General features: G+C 59.1%; 23 protein-coding genes and 2 pseudogenes. 14 read left to right on the top strand and 11 right to left on the bottom strand.

Annotated elements, in window-relative coordinates; translation table 11 throughout:
- The first annotated feature begins 183 nt into the window (after window positions 1–183).
- Both ILT44_RS13590 and adhP read left to right on the top strand, forming a co-directional pair.
- A complete protein-coding gene (locus ILT44_RS13590; protein WP_204240133.1) occupies window positions 184–1,446 on the top strand; it encodes an aminotransferase class V-fold PLP-dependent enzyme in 1,263 nt (420 codons plus the stop codon).
- Between the two features lie 27 nt (window positions 1,447–1,473).
- Complete coding sequence (gene adhP / locus ILT44_RS13595) at window positions 1,474–2,496, top strand: alcohol dehydrogenase AdhP (protein ID WP_204240134.1); 1,023 nt, start codon at window positions 1,474–1,476, stop codon at window positions 2,494–2,496.
- A gap of 71 nt (window positions 2,497–2,567) precedes the next feature.
- Here adhP and ILT44_RS13600 read toward each other — a convergent pair whose 3' ends face one another.
- The 5 genes from ILT44_RS13600 to ILT44_RS31905 all read right to left on the bottom strand — a co-directional run bounded on the left by ILT44_RS13600 (window position 2,568) and on the right by ILT44_RS31905 (window position 6,219).
- A complete protein-coding gene (locus ILT44_RS13600; RefSeq protein WP_204240135.1) occupies window positions 2,568–2,894 on the bottom strand; it encodes an ATPase inhibitor subunit zeta in 327 nt (108 codons plus the stop codon).
- A gap of 43 nt (window positions 2,895–2,937) precedes the next feature.
- Complete coding sequence (locus tag ILT44_RS13605; RefSeq protein WP_204240136.1) at window positions 2,938–4,287, bottom strand: family 1 glycosylhydrolase; 1,350 nt, start codon at window positions 4,285–4,287, stop codon at window positions 2,938–2,940.
- Between the two features lie 599 nt (window positions 4,288–4,886).
- Window positions 4,887–5,585, bottom strand: coding sequence for an IS6 family transposase (locus ILT44_RS13610; RefSeq protein WP_204240137.1), 699 nt, complete (start codon window positions 5,583–5,585; stop codon window positions 4,887–4,889).
- A gap of 136 nt (window positions 5,586–5,721) precedes the next feature.
- The gene (locus tag ILT44_RS13615; protein ID WP_204240138.1) at window positions 5,722–6,039 is read right to left on the bottom strand and encodes a DUF1330 domain-containing protein; all 318 of its coding nucleotides are present in this window, start codon (window positions 6,037–6,039) and stop codon (window positions 5,722–5,724) included.
- Window positions 6,040–6,096: 57 nt separating this feature from the next.
- Complete coding sequence (locus ILT44_RS31905; RefSeq protein WP_372441162.1) at window positions 6,097–6,219, bottom strand: DUF6894 family protein; 123 nt, start codon at window positions 6,217–6,219, stop codon at window positions 6,097–6,099.
- 197 nt (window positions 6,220–6,416) lie between these two features.
- On the opposite strand from ILT44_RS31905, the gene ILT44_RS13620 reads away from it, so the two are divergent.
- The gene (locus ILT44_RS13620; RefSeq protein ID WP_204240139.1) at window positions 6,417–6,797 is read left to right on the top strand and encodes a hypothetical protein; all 381 of its coding nucleotides are present in this window, start codon (window positions 6,417–6,419) and stop codon (window positions 6,795–6,797) included.
- 124 nt (window positions 6,798–6,921) lie between these two features.
- On the opposite strand, the gene ILT44_RS13625 is transcribed toward ILT44_RS13620, so the two are convergent.
- Together ILT44_RS13625 and ILT44_RS13630 are read right to left on the bottom strand one after the other, a co-directional pair.
- Window positions 6,922–7,476: a sigma-70 family RNA polymerase sigma factor gene (locus tag ILT44_RS13625; RefSeq protein WP_204240140.1), complete on the bottom strand. Its 555-nt coding sequence runs from the start codon at window positions 7,474–7,476 to the stop codon at window positions 6,922–6,924.
- On the bottom strand, window positions 7,473–7,673 hold the full coding sequence (locus tag ILT44_RS13630) for a NepR family anti-sigma factor (protein WP_204240141.1): 201 nt from the start codon (window positions 7,671–7,673) through the stop codon (window positions 7,473–7,475). Before ILT44_RS13630 ends, ILT44_RS13625 begins: the two co-directional genes overlap by 4 nt.
- A 763-nt stretch (window positions 7,674–8,436) precedes the next feature.
- Here ILT44_RS13630 and ILT44_RS13635 point away from each other — a divergent pair.
- Complete coding sequence (locus tag ILT44_RS13635; RefSeq protein ID WP_204240142.1) at window positions 8,437–8,784, top strand: hypothetical protein; 348 nt, start codon at window positions 8,437–8,439, stop codon at window positions 8,782–8,784.
- Window positions 8,785–8,819: 35 nt separating this feature from the next.
- On the top strand, window positions 8,820–9,203 hold the full coding sequence (locus ILT44_RS13640; RefSeq protein WP_204240143.1) for a hypothetical protein: 384 nt from the start codon (window positions 8,820–8,822) through the stop codon (window positions 9,201–9,203).
- A 267-nt stretch (window positions 9,204–9,470) separates the two neighbouring features.
- On the opposite strand, the gene ILT44_RS13645 is transcribed toward ILT44_RS13640, so the two are convergent.
- Window positions 9,471–9,899: a YybH family protein gene (locus tag ILT44_RS13645; RefSeq protein ID WP_204240144.1), complete on the bottom strand. Its 429-nt coding sequence runs from the start codon at window positions 9,897–9,899 to the stop codon at window positions 9,471–9,473.
- Between the two features lie 288 nt (window positions 9,900–10,187).
- Between ILT44_RS13645 and ILT44_RS13650 the strand changes: the two genes are divergently transcribed.
- The 6 genes from ILT44_RS13650 to ILT44_RS13675 all read left to right on the top strand — a co-directional run bounded on the left by ILT44_RS13650 (window position 10,188) and on the right by ILT44_RS13675 (window position 14,194).
- Complete coding sequence (locus ILT44_RS13650; RefSeq protein WP_204240145.1) at window positions 10,188–10,577, top strand: hypothetical protein; 390 nt, start codon at window positions 10,188–10,190, stop codon at window positions 10,575–10,577.
- Between the two features lie 377 nt (window positions 10,578–10,954).
- Complete coding sequence (locus tag ILT44_RS13655) at window positions 10,955–11,257, top strand: hypothetical protein (protein ID WP_204240146.1); 303 nt, start codon at window positions 10,955–10,957, stop codon at window positions 11,255–11,257.
- Window positions 11,258–11,798: 541 nt separating this feature from the next.
- Window positions 11,799–12,287: a LuxR C-terminal-related transcriptional regulator gene (locus ILT44_RS31720; protein ID WP_204240147.1), complete on the top strand. Its 489-nt coding sequence runs from the start codon at window positions 11,799–11,801 to the stop codon at window positions 12,285–12,287.
- Window positions 12,280–12,780 (top strand): hypothetical protein, encoded by a 501-nt coding sequence (locus ILT44_RS13665; RefSeq protein WP_204240148.1) that lies wholly within the window; start codon window positions 12,280–12,282, stop codon window positions 12,778–12,780. Before ILT44_RS31720 ends, ILT44_RS13665 begins: the two co-directional genes overlap by 8 nt.
- Before the next feature lie 347 nt (window positions 12,781–13,127).
- Entirely contained in the window at window positions 13,128–13,799 is a 672-nt protein-coding gene (locus ILT44_RS13670; protein ID WP_204240149.1) for a transglutaminase-like cysteine peptidase, read from the top strand.
- A 131-nt stretch (window positions 13,800–13,930) separates the two neighbouring features.
- Entirely contained in the window at window positions 13,931–14,194 is a 264-nt protein-coding gene (locus ILT44_RS13675) for a hypothetical protein (protein ID WP_204240150.1), read from the top strand.
- 393 nt (window positions 14,195–14,587) lie between these two features.
- Here the strand turns inward: ILT44_RS13675 and ILT44_RS13680 are convergent, their stop codons facing one another.
- Together ILT44_RS13680 and ILT44_RS13685 are read right to left on the bottom strand one after the other, a co-directional pair.
- Window positions 14,588–14,947, bottom strand: coding sequence for a hypothetical protein (locus ILT44_RS13680; RefSeq protein ID WP_204240151.1), 360 nt, complete (start codon window positions 14,945–14,947; stop codon window positions 14,588–14,590).
- 648 nt (window positions 14,948–15,595) lie between these two features.
- Window positions 15,596–15,718: pseudogene (locus ILT44_RS13685) on the bottom strand (IS6 family transposase); the annotation flags it as partial.
- Window positions 15,719–15,769: 51 nt separating this feature from the next.
- Between ILT44_RS13685 and ILT44_RS13690 the strand changes: the two are divergent.
- Window positions 15,770–15,964 (top strand): annotated as a pseudogene (locus tag ILT44_RS13690) (IS110 family RNA-guided transposase); the annotation flags it as partial.
- Between the two features lie 970 nt (window positions 15,965–16,934).
- Window positions 16,935–18,098 carry a sulfite oxidase gene (locus ILT44_RS13695; RefSeq protein WP_204240153.1) on the top strand — a complete coding sequence of 388 codons (1,164 nt, stop codon included), beginning with the start codon at window positions 16,935–16,937 and terminating at the stop codon, window positions 18,096–18,098.
- A gap of 992 nt (window positions 18,099–19,090) precedes the next feature.
- Here ILT44_RS13695 and ILT44_RS13700 read toward each other — a convergent pair.
- Complete coding sequence (locus ILT44_RS13700; protein WP_204240154.1) at window positions 19,091–19,522, bottom strand: DUF6647 family protein; 432 nt, start codon at window positions 19,520–19,522, stop codon at window positions 19,091–19,093.
- Between the two features lie 336 nt (window positions 19,523–19,858).
- Here ILT44_RS13700 and ILT44_RS13705 point away from each other — a divergent pair, with 336 nt between their 5' ends.
- Complete coding sequence (locus ILT44_RS13705) at window positions 19,859–21,853, top strand: BTAD domain-containing putative transcriptional regulator (RefSeq protein ID WP_204240155.1); 1,995 nt, start codon at window positions 19,859–19,861, stop codon at window positions 21,851–21,853.
- The last annotated feature ends 78 nt before the right edge of the window (window positions 21,854–21,931 follow it).

Below are 21,931 nucleotides of genomic sequence, written 5' to 3' on the forward strand. Positions count from 1 at the left end.
GCCTCCCCTTGGCGAATTTCGCTATTGGTGCCTCACACGATCCGGTCCATGAGCCCTCGCCATGATCAGTGCCAAGGCCACCTGCACACTTCAGGAGGCAGGATGGGAGGCCAGGTGAGAATAGCCAACGTGAGCTCGGGTTCGTGAACGCCCGGGTTGGGGGCTCAACAAAAGGAGCCGACCATGCCGCTTTCGATCACTCGCAGGTCCATTCTCCAGCAGGCTGGTGGCGTGGCAGCTTTCGCCGCCAGCAGCGGTGCTCTCCAGAACATAGCGCGGGCACAAACCACCAATGGCGAGGATTATTGGGACCTGGTCCGTCGCCAGTTCATCTTCGCGGACACCGCCGTTCCGATGAACTGCGCCAACCTGTGCCCGTCCTTCCAATCCGTCGCGGACAAGGTCGAGACGCTGACCCGGGTCGTCGATTATGACGTGTCCTTCAACAACCGGGCGCAGTTCAATGACACGCTGAAAGCATCACGGGCCAAGGTGGCAGCCCAGATCGGCGCGGCGCCGGACGAGATTGCACTCACCCGGAACACGTCGGAGGGCAACAGCATCATCACCAACGGCCTCAACTTCAAGCCTGGCGACGAGATCGTGATCTGGGATCAGAACCACGTCACCAACAACGAGGCCTGGGATATTCGGGCCAAACGTTTCGGATTGAAGATCATCCGGGTTGCGCTGCCGCGGGTGCCCGACAGCGATGAGCAGGTCGTGGATCTGTTCGCCAAGGCATGCACGGACCGCACGAAGGTGCTCACCTTCACCGAGGTTTCCAACGTCAGCGGGCTCAAGCTGCCGGCGAAAAAGCTGGCCGCGACGGCCCGCGACCGAGGCATCTATTGCCACGTGGATGGCGCCCAGAGCTGGGGGGCCTTGGCCCTCAATGTTCATGACACGGGTTGCGACTCCTTAGCCGCCAGCGCCCACAAGTGGTTCATGGGCCCCAAGGAAGTCGGCATTCTCTACGTCCGCAATGGGCGTGCCCCGGACATCTGGCCCAACACCATCGGCTATACCGGCGACATCAAGGTGGAGCTGGACCTCCAGAACGCACAGAAGTTCGAGACCTTGGGCCAGCGGGACGACGCGGCCGTCGCAGCCCTCGGCGAGACCGCCGATCTGCACGCGCAAATCCGCCCGGAGCGGGTTCAGGCCCGTGTCACGGAACTCGCGAGCCTCTTGAAGGCAGGGCTGAAGGATGCGGGCGCGACCCTGGTGACACCGGAGGATCCGGCGTTGAGCGGGGGCGTGGTGGTCATCGAGGTTCCGAAGGAGAACCAGAAGACGGTTGCCGATACCCTCTATACGAAGTTCGGCATCGCGGCCTCGACCTCCGGCGGACTGCGGCTTTGCCCGCATATCTACAACACCCGCGCCCATATCCAGCGGGCTATCGACGGTGTCGCCTCCATGCGGGAACTGATCAAGGTGTAATGCGCGGGATCGATACGGGAGGAAGCTATGGCAAGAACAATGAAGGCAGCCGTGGTGCGTCAGTTCAAGGCGCCGTTATCCATCGACGAGGTTCCGGTGCCGGAGGCTGGCCCTGGCCAGATCCTCGTCAAGATCGAGGCCTCCGGGGTATGCCACACCGACTTACATGCGGCAGATGGCGATTGGCCGGTCAAGCCCACTCCGCCTTTCATTCCGGGCCATGAAGGCGTCGGCACCGTCGCTGCGGTCGGCGCGGGCGTGACCGCAGTGAAGGAGGGGGACCGGGTCGGGGTGCCCTGGTTGCATACGGCTTGCGGACATTGCAGACACTGTCTCGCAAGTTGGGAAACCCTGTGCGACGCACAGCAGAACACCGGCTATTCGGTCAATGGCGGCTTCGCCGAGTACGTCCTCGCGGACCCGAACTATGTCGGGCATCTGCCCGACCGCCTCGATTGGAACACGGCTGCCCCGATCCTCTGTGCCGGCGTCACCGTCTACAAGGGGCTGAAGGAAACCGATACCAAGCCAGGCGACACCGTCGTGATCTCGGGCATCGGCGGGCTCGGCCATATTGCCGTGCAGTACGCCAAGGCAATGGGGCTCAATGTCATCGCCGTCGACATCTCCGACGAGAAATTGGCGCTCGCGCGCGAGATGGGGGCTGACGCCATAATCAACGCGAAGACGACGGACCCTGTCGCCGAGGTGAAGGCGCTGTGCGGGGGCGCCCAGGGCGCGCTCGTGACCGCCGTCTCTCCTCAGGCCTTCAGCCAAGCGCTCGGCATGCTCGCCAAGCGGGGGACAATGGCGCTCGTCGGGCTGCCGCCGGGCTCGTTTGCACTTGATATCTTCGACACGGTGCTGATGCGCAAGACCATCCGGGGATCGATCGTAGGCACCCGCTTGGACCTGGCGGAATGCCTGCAATTCGCGGGTGACGGCAAGGTCAAGGTTCACTACTCGCTCGAGCCTCTGGAGGCGATCAACGACATCTTCGACCGCATGCGTGACAACAGGATCGATGGTCGGGTCGTGATGACCATCTAGCGAGGGAGAAGCAGCCAAGCCGTCACCTCGATGCATGCTGGGCTGGTGCACGGTCCGCTCCAGAGCCGATCTCATCGCGACATGAGATTGCGGGCGAGCATCACCGCTGCGGCATCGGGGGATCCTCCCTTGGCGGTTGGCATGAGCTTCCCGGCCTTGAGCATGAGCTCGGTCATGACGTGCAGGATCTCCTCGTCCGATTGGACCACGCTGGCGGCGTCAAAATCCTTGCGGATCTTGCTGAACACGTCGCTGCGCTTTGGATCGACCGTACCTCTGGCGAGAGCGTCTGCGTAAGTATCTGCATCCTGGCCCGTGATGCCCAACTTCTTGGCGGCCCATCGGCCGAGGAGCTTGTTGCGGATTATCGTCGTCTGCACATCGTTGGAGTTGATCATTCGAGTTCTCCGATCGCTGGTCATTGCACGGAAGGGAAGTCAACTAGCTCCTGAGTTCCGGCTTGGTCTTCAGCTCATGGCGCAAGTACCGGCGCCAACCCTCGCGACGCCGGGCCGCCACCGGTTCATCGTACTCGCTCGGCAGCATGACCGGCACGAACAGACAGACGCTCTGGGTCGGCAGCACCTCCCGCCACTGTGAGAGAAGCTTCTTGAACGCTACTCCCACCGGTCTGATGTTGCGATCGAGATCGTACAGTCCACGCGGGTTGACCTTGCCCCGCTGTTCACGCAAGGCGATATCCCAGTCGATCTGATCCGTGAGCGAGTACCAGGTGAAGCCGACGATGGGCACACGGTTGTTGCGCACGCGCAGGACGTTGGCCCATTGCTTCCAGAGCCAGTCAACGGCCTCGTCACCCTCGTGACCCTGGTCGAAGTTGGTCTCGGTATGCATCACGGGCAGGCCATAGCGGTCGTGATACTGGCGTGTGATCTCGTCATAGCCGAAGACCTCGCCTGCGGGCAGGATCCCGCCGCGAGCATCCACCCGGTGCTCGTTCGAGTGATAGAAATCGTTGCCCATGATGCAGTGGTGGCGCAGGGTATTGTCCAAAAAGAAATGGTATTCTTCCCGCGTCATGCCGTTATCGAGCAGGTACTCGTGCATGTGCGAGTTGACCGGGTACCCGTAGTTCAGGTCGAGCGACAGGAACCGTCGCGCGTTGTAGAACTCGGCGGACTTGATCGCCTGCGGATTGTCGGCGTGGAAATACTCGGTTGACTCGCTCTGGATGAAGATCGCATCCGGACGCTCGTCGAGAATGGCATACATGGCCAACACATTCGCCTTGGCCATGTGCTTGAGCGCGGTGACGAAAGCCTTATCGCTCTTCAATTGCTCGTTCCACCAGCCGAAGGCGGCCGAGAACTGGGCGCAGATGAACATCTCGTTGACCGGAGTGTAGAACTGGACCCAGGGGAAACGCTGAGCAAAGGCGCGGGCGTACTCGGCAAACAGCTCGGGGAAGTCCGGGTTCTGGAAGTCGCCGATCCAGTCCGGCACGCCGAAGTGGCACAGGTCGACGATGGGGATGATGTCACGTTCCTTCAGCCAGGCGAATGTCAGGTCGGTGAACTCCCAGTCATAGCGGCCCTGACCGAGGAACGTCTTGTACAGCGGAGGACCGTAGCGCAGGAAGCGGATGTTCAGGTCCCCGAGGAGTTCGAAGTCCCGCTGCCACTGGTCGTAGTGACCGCACTCCTCCATCTGGTCCCGGCGCACGCGGCCGTTCTGGATCGTGGGATAGCTGTTCTCGATGCCGGTCGCGAACAGGAAGAGTGTGACCCTGGTAGGTTGGCGGTCACCATCGCCGTGGGAAGGATCTCTCATGATGCTCCTCGTCGGTTTCTCAGTCGAGGCGATTGGGGTCTTCTGAGCCGGGCCTAGGGCCGCCTGCAATGAAAGACGTGCGCCAAGGCCCGACAGTGCGGCAGTGATCCTTGAGCAATAGTCTCGCCCTCTTCCAGCGGCCGCTAGTATCGCACCAATCGAGTATCCTGCTTGACCTTTTGGGTCATTCATTCGGCAAATTGTGACCGACGTCGCGGCTCGGTTCCCGACCGAGGTGCTGCCCTGGCAGACTTTGTGACTTGGTTAGGCTGATTACCGAACGTCGCCGGCCGTAACCTGTGACGACGAACGACGGAAGTGCCTGAGTTCCACGAGTTGCTGCAATGGATGCCGGACTCGGATCTTAGGCCTTTGCTCAAGGATCGAAGATCAACCTGAAAGTAAGGCAATGTATAGGTTTGATTTTGATCGCAATTCTGCTTTGCTTTCTACTATGCTTGAAGCGAAGAACGTTACTCCCTACGGTCCCATTCCAGGCCTGATGGGGCTGCCATGGCGTCCTATGAGGAGCAAAAAGGATGGGTTCTGTCGCAAATCCGGAACACGGGCGAGAGCAGTAGATGCACCGTACTGTGCCCTTATGCGGCGAGCAGGTGAAACTGCTCCGCGAGCGACAGCTGCTGACTGCAGACATATTTCGCCTGCTGTTTACGCATCATATGGATCAACTCGATGCCACCCAAGATCACGCGGGCACTGTCAGCGGACTTGAAGCCGAGCATCGAACGAACGCGGCGTTTGACGGCGCGGTGATCCTGCTCAATGCGGTTATTGAGGTATTGGCTCTGCCGGATCCTGATCGGCTCGAGCCTGCGTCTTGAACGGTCCTGTAACCGGCTCTCGGCATCACACGATATGATGGCTTTCCGATTGGTTTGGCTGCCGTCGATGACGACCCTCTCGGGCCGGCCGTGCCGCTTGAGCGCCTTGCGCAGGAACCTCTTGGCGGCCGTCAGATCGCGCCGTTCGCTGAACCAGAACTCGACCGTGTCGCCATGGCTGTCAAGGGCTCGGTAGAGATACGTCCATTGCCCGCGCACCTTGATATACGTTTCATCGACATGCCATTTCCGGCTCACGGGCCTCTTGTGTCGATTGAACCGCTGCAGCAGCTCGGGGGAGTAACGTACGACCCAGCGATGCACCGTGGCATGGTCGACGGAGATGCCCCGCTCGGCCATCATCTCTTCTAAGTTCCGCAGACTGAGATTGTAAGCCAAATACCACCGCACGCAGAGCAGGATCACCGAGCGATCAAAATGCCTGCCCTTGAACATGCCACTCTCTTCCCTGAAGCCGAGGAGGCTATAGCTGAAACTCTGAAACAAAACGTTTGCGACACATCCGTATGGGGCGGTAGAGCCTCACTCTGAAAAAATGCGGAGTGGCCGGGTCAACATTCCGGTCTTGATGTCACGCCAGTATGGGCTCAGGCGTGAACGGCGAGCGATCAACCAGCAACACCCTGGCCACTGCGCCAGCGGACCGCAACTCGCCCAAAACAAGCTTCATCGCCTCAGAGGCGGCTGCTTGCTGAGCCTGCTGTGTCGTGCGGAACTCCAGCATGGCGAACGTGTCGGGGCTTTCCTGATGAGCCGTGCGGTAGGCCATGAAGGATACCGCTCCGGGAAGTTGCAGGAGACGAGCGATCCAGTCCTGGACGTGCCGGTTGTAGTCGTTCCAGTGCTGCGTGTCGGTCGGACGATCATACTGGAGCATGACATAAGCCATGGCTTTCCTCCTTGGCGTCACCGTAAACTGGTAACCACCTGACAATCTCTCGTCTCATCACATGTCCTGAGCCGTTCGGAATGCCTCCAGATAGGCGGTTTCCAAAGCCGGAAGCTTAAGTCCGATCTCGTCAGGATTGAGATCCCGTGCGGTCGTGAGATGAAAATAGAAGCACGGCATCACACCTTCAATCGCGCTTCGCCCATCGCAAGACCATTCATATCAATGTGCTGGCACCACCTGAGTTGCTGCTGGCAGGGAGAGCCTGCTTGATCTCTGGCCGAGGCACGCTGTGGTGCGCTGCGAGAAGGCCCAGTGTTCTTGATGCCAAGCAGGGTGTAAAATGCCCGTAAGAACAAGAGCGAGGGAGGCTTACCATGTCATGCGTCCCGACGAACGACCCAGCGCCCCTGTCCCAACCTGATCGCGGCGCTCTGACCACAGAGATACAACGGGTGCTGGCCGCGCTGTCCGAAGTTGAAGCCCGCTACGAGAGCGACCGGGAATGCCTCAAGGGCTGGTCTGGCCCTTACGCAATCAGGGTGCGCTTCGTCGAGCATCTTGAGGCCCATCATGCCCAGGAGCGGCAGCCCCTCGTCCAGCGTCTTGCTGATCTGCATCAGCAGATCACCACGGCGGCGATGCTCCAGAGCCTGCGCAGTTCGCAGCACAAAGGTACCGAGGTCAGTAATGGCTCTGGGCGGGTGAGACCATCTCGTGGTTATCGCCCGCGTGGCTCGTCCCAATGGGGAGCATAGCCCCGGTTGGTTCTGCCGTACTCCGGGACGTGGTCGTCCCGCCCACACCGCTGACCAAGGATCATCCAGGTCAAGGCATACCCGATGGCCCCTGCCATGATGAACGTGATCTGCCGGGAGGCTGTTACCGGGTGCAGTTCTCCTTGAAGATCGTGGCTTTCATCACCCGATCTGCTCCGATGTCCTCCGCGCTTTCGATGCCAAGCAGATCGGCCAATCTGGTCCGGGCTCGGTTGACCCGGCTCTTGATCGTTCCAATCCGTGCGCCGCAGATTGCAGCAGCCTCCTCGTAGGAGAACCCCTGTGGGCCCACGAGCAGAAGGGCCTCCCGCTGGTCAATGGGCAGTTGGGCTAAGGCAGCCTTCAGGTCTTCCACATCAACGTGTCCGTCCTGCTCGGGCGGGACAGCAAGGCGGGCTGCGGTGCCACCATCCGGGTCTTCCACTTCACGTCGTCTCTTCCGATAAAAGGTGTGAAACTGATTGCGCAGGATTGTGAAAAGCCAAGCTTGGATATTGGTGCCGGGTTGAAACTGATTGATGTAAGTCAGTCCGCGTACCATCGCCTCCTGCACCAGGTCGTCGGCCTGATCGATATTGCCGGTCAGCGAAATGGCAAAAGCCCTCAACGAAGGAATGGACTGGAGCAGCCCGGCGCGAAGGTCTGGCGGCAATGTCATGGCTTTCCCCTAGAGGAAGGTTGACCTAGCTGCGTGATAAGGTTCAGGAGGCGGTCGGGCAGAGGCTCCTCTTCAAACTTTCCGTACATCGCGCGAAGCTCCTCACCGAGCTTGTCTCTGATGGTCGAGAAGGTGCGCGGGTCTGTTCGAAGGAGACCCGTTCGGGAGACGGATTGGCGCTTGTCGGTCTTGCTCATCGTGGGAACTCCTGAGCTAAGCTCCAGTCCCAGAGGCTTAAGCGATCATCATCGCTGGTCGTGAACGATAGGGGCGTCCGACTAAACGAGTTCTTAATGGGCGAACTCTCATAAGACGACCAGCCGCGTTCGAACTGTTGCTCAAGAGGCAAAAGCACCAGAACATTGCGACTGCGCAAGCAACCGAGAGCCCACTCCAAGGTAGTAAAAGGGTGCTGTTTTCGACGAAGCCAGACACGCTGCTCGTACAATTGCCACAAAATCCCGCTGCGTTGCACGTAAGAGACCCCCAACAGGGGCGAGCCCATAGGGGCGTTCAGTGGCTATCCGTGCCACCAGCGAGAGTGTCTCTATGCAACAAACCCTGCTCCAACGTGACGCCCCGGCAGTTGCGCTCACTCGATCCGACTCCATTCCAAGCCAAGCGCCGGGTTCCTGTGACCTTCAGCAGCTTGGAGAGCGTCTGCGGCTGACCTACGGACCAGTGGAGGCTCCACTTCCGGCTCGGCTGGCAGAGCTTGTGGAGCGCCTCGCACGACGTGAACAAGAGAACCAGTTGGCGTAGGTGGCGTTAACGTGTGTCCACTCGATCCGGTGGGCTGACCATTGATCAAGAGGCTACTTTGTTTCAGAAATGGGTTTCATACAGTAATTGAGACCGTAGTTGAGTTGCTTTTTGCTACCGCCGTGGCAGCCGAAAGTGTCGCCACCTTTTTGTTCCTAATTGTCATAGGAGTTGCTTGAGAAGGTTCGGAGAACGGCCATGACCGAACTTGGAACACGTCCAATGGTGTTGTGGGACACCCTGAAGCTGTCAGCCCAACCCTTGCGTGGGCGCAGCGATATTCTGGTGGTCGCCCGGGTGGAGGTGCGTGACAGCGGGCAGAAGCGTGCTGACGAATACCGGATCAACTTTGAGATCAACCGGCATCATGGCCTCGTGTCGTATGACACGGAAGTTCTGGTGTCGGTTGTGGGAGCGGATGGCCGCCGCTGGCGGTATTCAGGACGGCGCGACCTTGTTGTGGCCGTCAAGGACCGCTTCCTCAAGACACAACTCTACAACCATGTGGCCGGTCAACTGGGCTGGGTTCCGGCCACAAGTGCGTAGCCACCACACCCCCTGAATCAGCACGGAGGCGTGTCATGCCTGAAGCACGCGTTGGTGTTCGAGTGGCTGATGACCGGCAATCCGTGAGCGTTGAGGTTGGCCCTGTTGAAGGCCCGTCAGCACCGGTTGCCATGAACCATGAGCAATTGACCAAGACAATCGACCTTTTGGGGCAAGCACGAATGCAGATGCTGGAAGGGAAGCGGATCGAACCGCTCGACGGCACGATGGTCACCACCATCAGCAATCCCATGTGGTACGTGCAGGTGGCCGAGATTGACGGGTCGCTCCTTGCCTTCAACCACCCGGCCTATGGGCCAGTTGCCTTTGCCCTCCCTAGAGAGGATGTGGCCAAGATTGTTGGCATTCTGACGAACCATCTTGCACTTCCGATATGTCAGCCAGAGAAACCAAACTGAGGCACCCGCTAGACCCCTTCCGCGTTATCTAAAGGGTTGCCGTGGGGCAGTCCGATGACCAATCATGGCTTCAAATCTGTTGCCCTTCCGTTGATCGTCGCCCTTGGGCTGAGCGTCCTTGGGGTGCTGATTGCGGTCTTGGTTGGGTTTGCCTGCATGCCTATCCCTACCCCCTGATAGTGACAATGAAGGCAGAATCGTGCGCCATGCAGTTCATTTGTCATTCGTTCTGGATTTTCCTGGTACTGAATGGAGAAATGGGCAACGCTACTTGTTCGTGTTCCAGATATCGGTGGCGAGCTTCCAATCGCTTCCGACTTTCTCCCAGACCACCACATACTTGCCAGTGATCTCCTGCGGCTGCGATCCCTTTGTCTGTAACGAGAAGGCGCCAATCTCAAGGGCTCGGTCGCTCCCCAGCGGCTTCACTTCAACGGTCGTCAGCTTGCCATTGCCAAGCTGCTCAGCAGCACCCTTCCAGAACGCCTGAATGGCAGTCCTGCCCTTCATCATCTCGGCCCCAGGCGGCAGGATGACAGCTTCCTCAGTGTACAGGGCAGCAACTCCTGCCGCATCGCCCGCATTGAAGGCTTGGGCAAACTTATCGCTCAGGCTCTGGATGGTGGCCTTGTCCTGTGCCATGGCAGGAACCTGGAGGCACAGGCAAGCCGCAGCAACAATGGCCTGGATACGCATAGCTCCCTCCCATCTTGTTTTCAGCAGCATCAGCATAGCACTGCTACAACTACAGGCCATCCAAGCTCCGCGTACCCCTTCGGGAGGAGGTGTTGCCAGAGCCAAGCTGCTCGAAGGGCAGAGAAACCTCGCCAAGAAGCGCCGCTACGCCAACCGCCACGGTTAGCTCTGTAAACACGACAATGAGAAAGGAACATTCGCGCAGAGTGTCAGAAAGGGATATAATCTTCCCAGAGTTCCCGCCGCGTCGATCTGGGCGTTCTCTCCTGCATTGCGAGGGGACCTGCGATGACAAAGCTGCTCCTGGCGTTCGGCCTCTGGTGTCTGGCATTTGTGATCGCTCTTGTGGGCCTCATCACCACCGGTCCCGGCAATCCCAATTTCACCGGCACGGTTGTTTTCGACTTCAAGCCATTCTGCCAGAACTTCATCGTTCAGACGGAAAAAGGCTTCGTGGTGCTTGAGTGGGAGGATGGCACCCTGTTCTTCGGCGAAGGCGACAGCCTCGTAGGGCCGCTCCACACCATAGGGCTTCAATCCTTGAATGTTGTGGGCCGTGGTGCGATGACAGCACGGTTCGAGACCTGGGTTCCTGATCTTGCTGCCGCCCAACAGGTGTTTCGGGAACGGTGCAACCTCCCTCCCGGTACACCTTTGGCTGGGGCCGCACGAAATTAGCCCTTCAACACGGCCTCAGAAGTGCCTGTAGCTGCTGATTGACGTAGTGCTCCTGTGGCCAGTGCCCCTTGATGCTGTTTCGGAGGAAGTTCGGCTGCGACACGCCGACCTCTACAAAAAGTAATCGCCTTTGTCGGGTATCCAACAGACAGGAGCCTCAATCTTCAGTATCTCCCGGCGCGTCTTCAGCAAACAGCCAGTGGCGGGTGCCGCCGCCAACCACCTGACCTCCCACAGAGAGGATCAGGAACTGTGACATGGTCGCTGTCTGCTGAAGCAGAATAGTTTAGGGATGAACCGTTTCTTGAGAATGGACACGTGCTGAGCTTAAGCACCTGAATAAGGGTGCGGCTCAGCGCGGCCAGCCGAGGGCCGTAATGCAGAACCAGCAGTATGTCTCGCCTGCGCTGAACCGCCTGATCGTGGGCGCAGAGCGCCCCTTTGATTTGCATGCTCTGTTGCAGAGCACGTCACGCACCCTGTCCAATCTGGACTTTGAGCACCAGCATGAGATGCAGCGGGTGGAGCGCGGCAGGACAGATCCTGCACTGAAGAGGCAGATCACGGACAACCTGAAGCGGCGGCACCGCGAGCGGCGTCAGCCCTACTTGGCGCTGATTGCCGAACTCCAGAGCCACCTCTCGTCAGCCGTTTCGGATGAACTTCAAGCGGCGGGCTAACAGGATTTCTGCTTTGACCGGCTCATTTGTCCCTACCGAGCGGGACTTTGAAGCGCTTCTTATTGCCTGCTGTTTGGCAGTTTTCAGCGGTGTTGAAGCAAGGTTAATAATCTACGTTGATTACGGTCAAGCTTAGTCACGTTAATGTGATTGAAAGTACAGCTTAGGACTTTTGGCTGAGTGCGTTCTGTCGGGATTCAGACAGACAGAGTTCCTGCTACTTGTTTACTTTCTCTTAACGGGAAAATCTCAGTAGGGGGCACGGATGACTGCGCAGACGCTCACGCTTGTTTACAATACCTCATCTGACACTGTCACGCCTCCTCGCAGCCCTGCGCCAGCCGTCCCAACGGCTCTGATCTGTGACAGCGCTCTTCTGCGCTCTGGACTTCAGCACATCCTTCGGGACACGCCGTTTGCGATTGACGAGGCAGCGTCGGTCACAGGGCCAAAGCGGCTCCAATATTGTGCCCTCAACACCGCCTTGCTTCTCATTGAAGCAACCCAGAGCACCGGGCGGGTGCTTGAGGTGATCAAGCAAGTGAGAGAGCGCTCGCCAGAGACCCTGATCGTGGCTCTGGCGGATCAGTTTGACCTCGGCTTCGTGCGGATAGCACATGAGGTGGGCGTGACCGGCTTCTGCCTAACCGGCAATGGACCTGACGTTCTGATCAAGGCGCTGGAACTGGTCATGCTGGGCGAGAATGTTCTGCCCTATGCTGTCCTACGCTCAATCATGGATGCGGCTCCCCAGAAGCTGGAACAGCCGGTTCAGGACAATACACCAGAGCCGAATCCGTCTGATCTGGAGGAGTGCAAGCTGTCGGCACGGGAGACACAGATCCTGGGTTGCCTGCGGGAGGGAGCGCCCAACAAGCTCATTGCCCGCAAGTTCGATGTGACTGAGGCGACAGTGAAGGTTCATGTCAAAGCGATCCTGCGCAAAATCGGCGCGGCGAACCGCACTCAAGCGGCCATGTGGGCGTCTCAGCGCCTGCCGAGAACAGGAGTATCTGACCTGAATGTCTGAGACATCGCCGATGAAGATTGCTGTTGGAGATGAGGTTCGCGTTCACTTCCATCCTCCCGGTTCATGGAAGAGCTTTTTCGAGGGGCTGGTCAGGCGAGTTGATGTGCCATCGGCGGAAGGGCGCTTCTTCGTCGTGGAGGTCACGCACGAAGTCATCCTTGACCGTGAGCACCGGATCAGGCCCGGTTTCCAGGACTACGTTCGGTACGAATGTCGGAACGACTTTCCAGGTCGGATCGAGGTGTTGTCCGCGACAAAACTTGATGTCGAGCGGGAGGGTACGCCTCGTTCCACAACAGCCGAGACACCAGAGGCGGAAGCGCAAGACGCTCACGAGCAACAAGCACCTCAAGCAGACCTCTGCCGTGAATCCGAGGTTGAGCTACCAGTCGAAGTGAAGGCTGATGACGAACAATTTCACGTCCATCTTGAACATGAGCCTGTCCGCAAGCAGACTGGCCTGATAACCGCGCTGTTCGGGCGAAAGAAGTAGCCGCCCTCGACACCAGCAGCTTGCTCATCCTCAGTCTTCAGGTGGGTTCAAGCATTTTGCATGACATTTACCAAAGCAGCTTGCTTCGCCTGCAAGGGTGAGCAAAGGGCTTGATGGATCGGCTCTGCCACCTTGATGGCCTGCACGCCACCGCCTCCTGTGACCACGACCTCCTCGTTGAGCGCTTCGGAGTTGGTCAGTGGTGTTCCAGCATCCTATCCTTTGGAGGTGTGGCTCGATCTCAACAGTAACCTGCCGTCTGACACCCCGCTCCAGAATCTACCTTGTTCCGTGCTCCTTCCGCTGACAGCCTGTTCAAAAGGGCTAGGAAGACAGGCGGGTGGGACATGGAGCGGTGTCATCGAAGCGGCCTGACCACCCCTGACAAGGGACGAGCGACCCGCAGAGCAATGAAGGTGGGCCTTCTGCTCGCCACTCTCATGGTCGGCTATGGGGCTGAACCAGCTTCCGCCACGTCGCTTTCTGCTTTCGTCAACCAGACCCTTCAGCCTGCCGGTTGGGCGGGTCCGACCCCTGCCTGGATCGAGTTCTGCCAGCGACAGCCTCAGGAGTGTGCAGTTGATCTCTCCGAACCTGACATGATCGCGCTCGATCAGCAGACCTGGGACACCATCGTTCAGATTAATGAAGAGGTGAATGGGACTATCCTCTCTGTTGCCGATCAGGATCACTGGGGTGTGGTGGACCGGTGGGATTATCCGGATGATGGGCTGGGTGACTGCGAGGACATCCAGTTGCTCAAGCGCAAGCTCCTGGTCGAAGCTGGTCTGCCGCGACGAGCCCTGCGAATGACGGTCGCCATCGACGAGCAAGGTGCAGGACACGCCGTCTTGATGGTGAGGTCCGACTTTGGTGACTTCATCCTCGACAACAAGAAGGACGCGGTTCTGTCCTGGCAGGAGACGGGCTACGGCTACGTCAAGCGAGAGGGAAGCGACAGCCTAGATTGGGTTTGGCTCGGGGATCAGACTGCGCTAGTCGTCACCGCCAACAGGTAGAAGGCAGAACCACGTCCAACGTGCTCACTGTCAGTAGGGCTGGTCTCCGGTGCCGTTGCACGCCTCCATTGCCTTGATTTCGCCTCATCAGGGGATAGGCTGAGCGAATATGCTTTGGACATAAGGACCAGATGAGTACCATCACTCTTGTCGTTGACAAGCGAGAGTTGAGTACAATCCGCGCGGCGCTCCTCCTCCTGCAAGAGCAAATTGATGCGCTTCCCGAAGATCTCGCCGAGATGATGTGCGAGCACGGTCCTCCAATAAGTGCGACCGAGATCGACAACTTCATTAGTCGCGTAGGCAAGGGTCAGGAGGAGCCCCTCCGTCTTGAGGTCCTGGCTGAGGTCGAGCGGTTCCAAGGCGGCTTTCGCCGCGAAGCAAATGGTCCATAGCAAGTCTCACCGGGACGATAGGCAGTACGCCCCGCTGGTATGATAACCGCTCGGGCAGGCTCCTGTTTTCGGGAGAGCGTGTCGGGCACCCTCATAGCCGAGGCAGTAGTCACCCGAGGTGTGATAGCCTGAAGGGCAGGAGCCGACTTTCGGCAAAGCGGGACGGGCTGCTCTTTCCCTAGAGTTCGGAATACAGGCGCTGCCGCTCGTGTGATAGCCAGATGGGCACGTCCCGACCTTGGGAAGAGCCTGTGCGATGGCGGATATTGGAAGTGGCAGAAACATCGTCAGACACACTGCAATGATCCGGTGGCTTGTCATGCTCTGCATATCACCGACCTCGGCGCTCAGGAGACGTTCTCGCAACGATCATCATAAGATAGAGGTCGCTGCTCAAGGTTGAAGCGATGAAATATATAACTCTTCGTCGAAGGCGACCTTATCGTCCATGTTCCAGAACGCTACGGCAAGAAGCTCTCGGCGCGTCACTCGGCTTCCTATCTCGTTCTCAACGAGGAAGCTTCTAACCTGATCTTGGCGGGAGGGACGCACGAACGCGAAGTCATCTGCAAAATCAACATCCTCGCCGAACGCAAATCTAAAATGAAGAAGATCAGCATCATGCCGAAAGCCCAGCATGAGCACCGGCCCAGACAGAAGCTCACAGTTCCGGAGATGACGGTCATGGATGATATCTATGACTTCCGCAGCAGTGAGATCATAGGCGTACACGGCAGGGGGTGAGATTTTCATGAGTTCCTTCTGCTCACACCAAAATTGGCACCGGTTCGAGAAACTTGTTTTTCCTCGGTGAGAAGCGCGGCTCAATCAGTACCGGTGTGCGACGTGGCCAGATTGTCAGCTTCCGGTGCTGGTACCGGAATTGATCTTGTCCGTCGTTCCAGATCACGAGAGGACCCACTGCTTCGTAGATGCGACCGCGAAGGACTGTTTGATCGGTTTGACGTAAGATGATTGGCCATCGCCCGCCGAGTGCAATCTCAACTTCGGCCTTTGTAAGCGCATCGAGCGTTATGACCCCACGGACCCAACTGTCCTGAGAGAGCCACACGTATAGCCCGACCGACCTCCAATAGCTGCTTGATCGGCGGCGATGGTCCATCCAATTACGGATCTCGATGCGCCAACACCAGAAGGCAGCCAACGAGGGAAGGGCAGCGTCGATTTCAATGGCCAACAGGTTTCGAGGGTTCGTGGCCAGGATTCGCCGAGCAACCCTGTTGCTATATCGTCGAGCGCATCGCTCGCACGTAATCAATGAGCATTGGTTCTCAGAGCAGCACTTCCTCGTCATGGAGTATTTATCAGCGCGGGCTGTTCCAGTTGACCTGACTATCCATCAGCACGGCTTATCGCTTTCAGCACCGATTGGAGCTTCCACGCGACCAACAATTCCCACACGACCAAGCTCAAGGGGAATCGGAAGTACAACCAGACGGCATGGCTGATCACCTCAGCCGGAAAGCGGTGGCGGGCATAGCGGGGATGACGGGTGTTCTTCATCCCTCGCCTATGCCCCGATCCGGTCACCCCTTGGTTAATTTGACGGTGCCCGCCAACGTGCTGCTCACCCGGGTGGCCAAGTGGTCGGCGCTGAAGGCGTGGGGTCTCAGGCTGGCCAAGCGCAGCGGACTGCGCAAAGCCAAGGTTGCCGTCGCGCGCAAGCTTGCCGTCATTCTGCACCGGATGTGGATGGATGGCACGGACTTCCGCTGGTCATCACAGGAGGCCGCCCAACAAGCAGCATGAAAGTTTAACTGGATTCCCGCCAACCCGCGGGAAGCAAGGTTCCTGCCGGGACGTTGGCGTTGGTGAGATCGCCCCAGGCTTTGCGAGGCCCTCTTGGGCCAAGCGCGCTTCACACATTGATCCACCAGCGTCATCTGACGCCATCATGCGGAAGGCCTGTCCTTACCGCGGAGAGAACCCTGGACCCGGCAAGGACGCTCACAGAGAGCTTGATCTCAGGCCCGGAATTAGAGAACCCTCGGTCACGTCCTGCCCTTCAGCATAGCCGTGTAAAGGTCCGCTGACCCTGCGCAACCAGACGTTCGGCTTACTTCGGCTCCGTGCCGATAGTGTTGAAAAAGTCCGGAACTGCCGATTTTTGCGTGGTCAGCATACAAGATGCTGGGCCCGATCTCGCACGCTGCCGCTACCAATAGGCTCATGCAGCGGCGCCAGGGAGTTTTTCAACAAAATCGGCCAAGAGACGACATTCGTGATTAGCCAGAACACCATTCTCCGGCAGCCAAGGGATACGACACGTGCTTCCAAGAAGCCAGTGGATGGAAGTAGGCCACCCTCAAAGCTCGGACTTTCTCCATCACAAGGCATGCAAACTCTTAAGGATAAGCAAATGACCTCTGTGGTCGACATGCACCGCTGAAGGGCGCAGGCTCAAGCCTGGTCCTCGCGGTTTTGCGACCGAACCACGAACTGGCCCCGCCTTGTCCACGTGAGACTGGAGTTCTTACGTGGTGCCACAATCCCGCGACAGGTGGCTACACCGTCGCCCGCGATTGCCGCTTGTGTGAGTTCCGTAAGTGTTCAGTGAGTCCGTCGACTCTGCCTTGTGCCACGGCAAGCCACCCCGAAGGGCTTCTTGACCCTTGGGGGGACGAGGTCGGCCCAAACAACCTGCTCTGGGGCAATTGAGCCTCGGCAGGGACGCAGAGCGGCAAGACAGCTCCGCGTTACTGGATTGATGGAGACAGCAATGCAATCCGATCACCTTCTCCGCCGCGACTTTCTCACCTACGGCAGTGCCGCCTTCGCCGGGCTGACGGTTCTCCGCTCCTCCCTCGCCCGCGCGTTCCCGGCTCGCCCTGGCGAGGAGGTCATCCGGTGGGCTGACCAGCCGCCGCCCGTTCCTGATGCGGCCTCCGGCGTTGTCCAGAACCTGCCCAAGTGGGAGGACCTGAACACCTGGTTGACGCCGAACGAGCAGTTCTTCAGCGTTGCCCACTACAATCGCCCCGTGATTGATGAGAAGTCCTGGGCTCTTGAGATCAGCGGGTCAGTCGCGCGCCCGCTCCGGCTGACACTCGGCGACATCAAGGCTCGCCCCCGGCGCGAGGTTACTTTCACCCTCGAATGCTCCGGCAATCATGGTTTTCCCTGGTTGACCTCCGCAGTTGGCAACGCCCGATGGGCCGGCACGCCCCTGGCGCCGATCCTGGAGGAAGCGCAGGTGCGCGGCGGTCGGGAAGTGGTCTTCTTCGGCAGCGATGCCGGCGAGGAGCAGGTGCGTGATGTCAAGGTACGGCAGAACTTCGCCCGCAGCATGTCGCTTGCTGATGCCATGAGCAGCGACAGCATCCTGGCTTACGAAATGAACGGGGCTCCCCTGCCTCAGCCCAACGGATTCCCGTTACGTCTGATTGCCCCCGGCTGGTACGGAGTTGCTAACGTTAAATGGCTCGACCGCATCGAGGTGCACGACACCCCGTTCATGGGCCGCTTCATGGCTCGGGACTACGTGACCCTGCGGGAGGAGCAGCGGGACGGAACGGTGGTGGGGATTGAGACCTCCGTTGGGCGGGACCGGCTCAAGTCGGCACCGGCTAGGGTGACCCGCCAGGGCGGTCAGTACCGCATCATCGGGATGGCGTGGGGTGCGCCCATCGCCAAGGTGGAGGTCCAGATTGACGATGGTCCCTGGATGGCGGCCAGCATCGATCGGAGCGAGGAGGCGGACCATGCCTGGCGGGTCTGGTCGGTTGATTGGGAACGCCCGTCACCGGGTGAGCATCGCATCACCTCCAGGGCAGTAGATTTCCAGGGGAACGTTCAACCGGCGATGACTGACTCGGGGATTGCCAACAAGCGAACTTACTGGGAGAGCAACGGCCAGGTGACGCGCCGAGTGCAGGTGAGTTGAGGACATCGCGTTGTGGTCATGGTAGAGGTCACACATAACCCTATTACCAGGCGAACAGGCGCAGCAATTTCTCATTATGAGCCTGACTCGACTCGCCCGGCGGCGATGGGCTTCGGCATGCCAAATCAGTCGGCAGGTTAGGCGTGCCCCAGCCGCGAGCAAGCCGTGATCGGTGCAAGGCAATGCTGCATGCAGCAAAGCAATAGCAGCCTCATCCGGCCATGCCGTATAGCAGATGGCCTTGGCCTCGAGCGACGTCCCGGAATGTCGCCTCTAGGCAAACGTCCACCTTCCGGCCGCTCAACGAAGGTCGGCTTGTGAGCGCTAAAGCGGACCAAGCTCTTTCGTCCGTGGAGTGCCAATAAGAGACATTCGCCTGGTTACCTTGGACCTGCCCCTACCACGCGCTCCAGCTCTGTCGCGCTGCTGGCTGGAGCGTCGGGCCTTTCAGTGGACGCACCACGGGCGGCTTCGAGATGACTTCACAACCTAGAAAATCAAAGAGCTTTCTGTCACCCTCGATGCGAGAAGGTCTGAAGCACTGGCGCGTGGAACTATAAACAGCGAACTTGCCGCCAATACAGCTTACATGCACGAATGCAGAACCGAAATCAGTACGCTCGACCACGACCTCGGTGACAGAGAGTTCAACGTCTTGAGGAACACCACAGAGGCGCTCCTCTGGATCGCCTACGCTCTCTTCTTCGTAGGTGTGTTTAGTGTGGTTTTGTCAGCCTGATTTGCCGAAGCAATATCAGGATAATCAGAGCTTAATAATCTGAAGGCCCCTATCTGCGGGAGGCGATGCCAGATCCCCCATGGGCACCTGACCCCGCCGAAGCCCCAGTAGCTACACCGGGGGTTACCGCAGACGACAATGGGAGCCTGGGTAATCCCAGCTACCTGATAGTCCTCGACACCGTTCCTTGAGCTTCCCATATAAGGCCCTCAAGTTCCGCTAGACCCCCTGCCTATCTGAAAGGTGGCCGAAGTCAGTTGGCGTAGCCGCATGCGCTCTGGAACATGCCAAGCACCTGGAAGATGAACGCATCCCCGTCATTGTTGCTGGTTCTTGTGTGAAGGTACAGGGCTTGAACGTTGTAGGCCTCTCCTTCCAAGGCTCCCAAGCATGAGGCACGCTCGTGCGCACCCCGGCCAAACTGCTGCGCATGCACAAGCTCATGGGCGAGATAGCTGCGGGCGAGCGGTGTGGCAGGATTCAGATCTTGTACCATCAGGATCTCACGGGTCGCGGCGACGTAAACGGCAGCGAGAGTTTCTCCATGAGACTTCCTGGCCACTGCCGATGGAACAAGCGCATTCAACACCTCTGCCGGGGCAGAGCGTACACAAACCTCCGGCACTTGCGAGCGTGTTTCCTCCGCGACGAACTGAGTGACCTCATTGATCCACTCGCCATCCAAGCATCCCTCCGGCGTCTCCGCACGAACTGGCGCGTAGTCGAGCATTGGCGAGACAAGCAGGATGCCGCAGGTTATGAGCGCGCCAGCAAAGGCCTGTGTGCGCGGGGCCCTCTTGGAGCTGTGGTGCGTGTGTGGGTGTCTGATTAGACGAGCTTTCTCCACTTTATGAACCCTCCCTCTGAGCCGGTGGGATTCTGCGACCTTTGCGTTAGACCGCCGTTAGGGCTGAGGGAGGCCAGCGTTAGTCGGGCGTTAGAGCTATACCCCCTGCCATTGCGGCTAACCATTCGCTGGTGCTAGACTGTTGTGCGCATCCACAGCGCTCGAGGGTCAGCCATGACGAAACTCGAGATCGCACTGCTTGGCGGGCTTCGCCTGCGACATCCCGATCGCGGGGATGTCGAACTCGCAAGTCAAAAGGGAGGGCTGCTGCTTGCGCTTCTGGCCTACGTACCTGGCAAGAAGTATCGACGGGAGACTGTTCAGGATCTGCTGTGGCCCGGCTCCGATCTGCCGCACGCGCAAGGCAATCTGAGGTTTGCCCTCCACCAGATCAGGAAGGACCTGGAAGAAGGTGAGCGGATCCTCCTCAGCGACAGCCACTCGGTGTGGCTGGACCCCGACCGTGTCTCCGTTGATGTGGCGCGCTTTGAGGCCCTCGCGCGAGAAGGAACCCTCAAAGCGCTCAGCGAGGCTTGCGAACTTTACCTAGGCGATCTTATGCCCAACGCGGACGCAAGCGCTGAGTACGAAGACTGGCTCCTGCCGGAGAGGGAGCGTTTGCGCGAAATAGCTCAATCAGCCTTCTGGAATCTCTTCTCTCTCAGGTTGTGGCGCGGCGAGGTGGCAGAAGCCAAGCACTGTGCCAAACGCTACCTCGGGATCGACCCCTACTGCGAGCGCATGCACGCCGCCCTGATACGGCTGCACATGAACCAAGGCGAACACGCTCTCGCAGTCGGGCGTTACGGGCAGCTCCGCGCCCTTCTGGCACGTGATTTCCAGATCAGACCTGGGGCAGAGGTCGAACAACTCGGGCGCACTGTAAGCCAGTCGGGTGGCCGCTCTGCCGCTGAGCCCTTCAATGCTGCCTGGGTTCTTGGTCGCAGCGACGCGTCCTTCGATGGCAAACCCCTTGTTGCGGTTCTGCCGTTGCGGGATCTTTCGGAGGACCAAACGCTGGGCAGTTTGCCGGCAGCGCTGACGGAAGATGTTATCGGGGATCTCGCGCGTTTCCGCCGGCTCGCGGTGCTTGCTCGACATACATCGTTCGCCCTCCTGCAAGAACCGGACATAGAAGGAAGGCTGCGACAACTGGGGGCTCGATATACGGTCGAGGGCAGTGTCCGTCGCACCGGCAACCGGTTGAGCGTCACGGTGCGGCTCGTTGACAATGCTTCACTGCGCCACGTGTGGAGCGAGCGATTCCAAGGAGACTGGCAGGAGCTGCCTTCGTTTCAGGAAGAGGCTGCCAAAGCGATTGTCGCCAGCATCCCGGTGCAGGTGGAGCAAGCCGAGTTGGAGAGGGTGCGCCACAGAGAGATCCACTCGCTGACAGCTTATGAGCATTGCCTACGTGGACGGGAGTACGAGCGCTCGACCAACTACAGTTCACACGCGAAGGCGCTCGAGTGTTTTAGCCGTGCGCTCGAGCAAGATCCGAACTCGGCTGCAGCGTATTGCGGCTTGGCTGTCTGCCACATCGCGACAGGCGGGATTGCGCCCCGGGAGGAGGAAGAGCGGCGGGAGAAAGCCATCGGTTATGCACGGCAGGCGATTGAACTTGATCCGCTCGACCCGCAGGGTCACTGGCTACTCGGGATGTTCCTACAGATGAGGCGCGACTTCGGAGGGGCCCGTCTCCATTTAGATCGTGCCGTTCTGCTCAGCCCTGGCGATGTAGAGACCCTCGGCTACACTGGCCTCGAGTATGCCTACGCCGGAGATCCAAGCCGGGGTATCGAGCAGGCAGAGCGCTCGATCAAGCTGAACCCATTCTACCCGGCTGTTTCTGTCGAGCAGATGGGCAAAGCGTGCTTCATCGGGCGCAAGTACGAGGAGGCGCTTTTCTGGCTTCGCCAGTCGCCGGACCGGATCAGAACTAACCGGGGTTGGCTAGCCGCCGCAGCAGCCTATGCCGGCCAGACAGAGGAGGCCGCCATGCACGCTCAGCTTATGCGCGAGACCCTTTATCAGCACCTCGGGCCGGAGCAACTGCAGGCTATTGGCGGTCCAATCGCATGGCTGCGGATCCCTGCACGCTTTCAAAGTCCGGCTGACCTGGAGCATTATGAGCATGGCTTGGAGATGGCAGGCCTCGCCAGCACATAGAACGTGTTTCGCCAGCGAAAGTAGTCTCAGATGTGCTCGCTGGAAAAATCTCAAAGCCCTTTCCTGCGGGGCAGCGGG

This window comes from Microvirga arvi (assembly GCF_016892765.1).
GTDB lineage: Bacteria > Pseudomonadota > Alphaproteobacteria > Rhizobiales > Beijerinckiaceae > Microvirga > Microvirga arvi.

Bases quoted from the DNA above. Each gene is read 5' to 3' on its own strand.
- ILT44_RS13590 (WP_204240133.1), top strand. From the start codon at position 184: ATGCCGCTTTCGATCACTCGCAGGTCCATTCTCCAGCAGGCTGGTGGC.
- adhP (WP_204240134.1), top strand. From the start codon at position 1,474: ATGGCAAGAACAATGAAGGCAGCCGTGGTGCGTCAGTTCAAGGCGCCG.
- ILT44_RS13600 (WP_204240135.1), bottom strand. From the start codon at position 2,894: ATGATCAACTCCAACGATGTGCAGACGACGATAATCCGCAACAAGCTC.
- ILT44_RS13605 (WP_204240136.1), bottom strand. From the start codon at position 4,287: ATGAGAGATCCTTCCCACGGCGATGGTGACCGCCAACCTACCAGGGTC.
- ILT44_RS13610 (WP_204240137.1), bottom strand. From the start codon at position 5,585: ATGTTCAAGGGCAGGCATTTTGATCGCTCGGTGATCCTGCTCTGCGTG.
- ILT44_RS13615 (WP_204240138.1), bottom strand. From the start codon at position 6,039: ATGGCTTATGTCATGCTCCAGTATGATCGTCCGACCGACACGCAGCAC.
- ILT44_RS31905 (WP_372441162.1), bottom strand. From the start codon at position 6,219: ATGCCGTGCTTCTATTTTCATCTCACGACCGCACGGGATCTCAATCCT.
- ILT44_RS13620 (WP_204240139.1), top strand. From the start codon at position 6,417: ATGTCATGCGTCCCGACGAACGACCCAGCGCCCCTGTCCCAACCTGAT.
- ILT44_RS13625 (WP_204240140.1), bottom strand. From the start codon at position 7,476: ATGACATTGCCGCCAGACCTTCGCGCCGGGCTGCTCCAGTCCATTCCT.
- ILT44_RS13630 (WP_204240141.1), bottom strand. From the start codon at position 7,673: ATGAGCAAGACCGACAAGCGCCAATCCGTCTCCCGAACGGGTCTCCTT.
- ILT44_RS13635 (WP_204240142.1), top strand. From the start codon at position 8,437: ATGACCGAACTTGGAACACGTCCAATGGTGTTGTGGGACACCCTGAAG.
- ILT44_RS13640 (WP_204240143.1), top strand. From the start codon at position 8,820: ATGCCTGAAGCACGCGTTGGTGTTCGAGTGGCTGATGACCGGCAATCC.
- ILT44_RS13645 (WP_204240144.1), bottom strand. From the start codon at position 9,899: ATGCGTATCCAGGCCATTGTTGCTGCGGCTTGCCTGTGCCTCCAGGTT.
- ILT44_RS13650 (WP_204240145.1), top strand. From the start codon at position 10,188: ATGACAAAGCTGCTCCTGGCGTTCGGCCTCTGGTGTCTGGCATTTGTG.
- ILT44_RS13655 (WP_204240146.1), top strand. From the start codon at position 10,955: ATGCAGAACCAGCAGTATGTCTCGCCTGCGCTGAACCGCCTGATCGTG.
- ILT44_RS13665 (WP_204240148.1), top strand. From the start codon at position 12,280: ATGTCTGAGACATCGCCGATGAAGATTGCTGTTGGAGATGAGGTTCGC.
- ILT44_RS13670 (WP_204240149.1), top strand. From the start codon at position 13,128: ATGGAGCGGTGTCATCGAAGCGGCCTGACCACCCCTGACAAGGGACGA.
- ILT44_RS13675 (WP_204240150.1), top strand. From the start codon at position 13,931: ATGAGTACCATCACTCTTGTCGTTGACAAGCGAGAGTTGAGTACAATC.
- ILT44_RS13680 (WP_204240151.1), bottom strand. From the start codon at position 14,947: ATGAAAATCTCACCCCCTGCCGTGTACGCCTATGATCTCACTGCTGCG.
- ILT44_RS13695 (WP_204240153.1), top strand. From the start codon at position 16,935: ATGCAATCCGATCACCTTCTCCGCCGCGACTTTCTCACCTACGGCAGT.
- ILT44_RS13705 (WP_204240155.1), top strand. From the start codon at position 19,859: ATGACGAAACTCGAGATCGCACTGCTTGGCGGGCTTCGCCTGCGACAT.